At 62.9% G+C, this 2,231-nt stretch carries 2 protein-coding genes; both read left to right on the top strand.

Annotated elements, in window-relative coordinates:
- A partial coding sequence (locus GXY33_10360) for a hypothetical protein (protein NLX05536.1) occupies positions 1–1,815 on the top strand: 1,815 nt, incomplete at its 5' end.
- A 71-nt stretch (positions 1,816–1,886) separates the two neighbouring features.
- On the top strand, positions 1,887–2,156 hold the full coding sequence (locus GXY33_10355) for a hypothetical protein (protein ID NLX05535.1): 270 nt from the start codon (positions 1,887–1,889) through the stop codon (positions 2,154–2,156).
- Positions 2,157–2,231: the final 75 nt, after the last annotated feature.

The following is a 2,231-nucleotide window of genomic DNA, read 5'->3' as shown; positions in this document are numbered from 1 at the left end:
GACCCGAACGCGACCGATCCCAATGCGGTCGATCCAAACGCCACCGCCGACGCCCACACCATCCTGCTGCCGGAAGAGGACCGCCAAGCCGTCACGCCGTTGGTCGAGCAGTTCGTCGCCTCGCTGGCGACCAAGAGCCGCGACGAGGCCCGGACCGACCTGATCAACGCCCTCGCTGCGACGGAAGGGGTCGCCGAGGCCAAGCTCTTCGAGGACGGCTACACCGTCTACATCAAGATGGACGACGGTTACTTCGCCGCCCTCAATACGGTCGATTTCGACGCTCTCGAAGACGGCGTGGACGAGATCGACTATGAGAATCCCGACGTATTCCCAGAGGCCGAGCCCGCGCCTCGTCAGGCGAAGGTCATGACCGATCCCGCAGACCTCGTTGAAAAGCTGGCGACCGAAGCCCACGCGCCGACCTCCAGGAAGGCCCTGTTGCTCAATCCGTCCTACCCGGACATGCGCGGAAGCGCCGATGCGGTGACGGCCGCGGTCAACACGCTCAAACTCCGCGGCTGGGATGACGACGACATCGTCGTCAAGACCCGCACCACCGCCACCAGCACCGAGATCACTCCGGACGACTTCCTGGACCTCGCCGATTACGGGATCGTGGTCATCTTCGCCCAGGGCCTCTACGGCTCGCCCTCGGGCGACAGTTCGCTCTACGTCCAGTGCTGCTCAGCCGTCGACTACAACGGCGTCGCGGCTGACGACCGCATCGAGCAGTGGAACGAGTGGATCGAGGAGGGCAGCCTCCTGGTCGCTGGTTCGGCCTCGTCGGGGGACGTTGCCTTCTACATGCGGGCCGACCTGTTCGCAGCCATGGACTCCCTTCCCGACAGCTTCGTCTACCTGGTCTGCCCGTACGGCCGGCAGCTCGAATCGACGTTTGAGAATTGCGGCTGCGGCACGTTCTTCGGCTGGGACGATCTGCCGGTTTCCTCGGTCTCCTACCGCTCGTTCGCCGCCCTGTTCAAGAACATGGCCGGCGGCGGGATCGCCACCTGCGACTACGAAGCGTTCTCCTCGCTCAGTTCGTCACTGACCGAATGCACCAACCCGGAGGGCGGAACCGCCACGCTCCACATTATCATGGCCGACAGCCAACTGTACCTGCCGGCCTGGGGCCTCGTCACCGTCCGCGGCGCCAGCCTGCCCGCCGGCACGGTCAGCAAAGGCGTCGGCGTCAACTACCTCTTGCCCGTTGCCACCGGCACCAAGCGGCCGTCGGTGACTATGGCCAGCGAGAACACCGCCGACCTCGAGCCGCTGGTGCCCATTGAGGCTAGAATCGAAGGCTCCGCCGCGGATCCCAACGGCAACGTCCTGGCCACCGTGAACATGAACCAGACCTTTACCGTCGGCCAGAACCTCCTCGACGTGGACTTCTCGCGCCAGCGGGCGCAGGGCGAAGCCTACCGAATCGACAGGATCATCGACGGACGCACCTGGACCTGGCTCTACGTCGTCTACAAGTTCAAGCAGAACCCATCCTCGAACCGCTACAAAATCTTCACCGAGTATTATCCCGACGGCTACGCGATCAGGCAGCCCCTCATCTACGACGGCCTCCATTGGACCGGCGACTACTGCTACAACCGCGAACAGGTCGAAAGCATCTTCGGCGACGATCCCTTCGACGTGCCGGAAGGCTACGTGGTCTGGGGCGGGGCCTCCGAATACAGCAACTACGACCCTAACGACGAATACGAAATGGGCACAACCTGGGCCGAACGAGTGGACGAAGCCTGGGCCCAAACCCTCAACAGAGCCCCGGAGACATGGATCGAAGTCGCCTTTGACTAAGGTGTATCACTGCCTCTTGCCCGCACTCGGGTTCAGTGCGAGGATGGGTCTGGAACGAAAGGATGCCGCTCATGCACGCGGTTCCGGACGACAAGAACGTCACTATCCTTATGGAATTCAACTGTGGACTGGAGCCCGAGCAATGGTCCGTCTGGATGATCCCAATCTCTGGCGAGGGGTATGAAGAAAGGGGCGACACCCGCTACTTTGACCTTGAGGGAGCGATGAAGGTCATCGGTCCGCTGCCCCGCGAGAACGCCACGCAATTCCGAGACGCCTTGGTTCGTATGCTCAAGGCACTGGGATACAGAGTGCATGAGGACATGGTCGCCGACGACTGACCCGGCCCCCGGATCCGACCCGTTGCCTCCGACCCGGATACAAGGTGACGACGCGTGTGAAGACAGAGGAGACCG

The organism is Phycisphaerae bacterium, from assembly GCA_012729815.1.
Taxonomy (GTDB): Bacteria; Planctomycetota; Phycisphaerae; order JAAYCJ01; family JAAYCJ01; genus JAAYCJ01.
The sequence above is the reverse complement of the archived record's forward strand: the minus strand, read 5'-3'. Positions and strand labels throughout refer to the sequence as shown.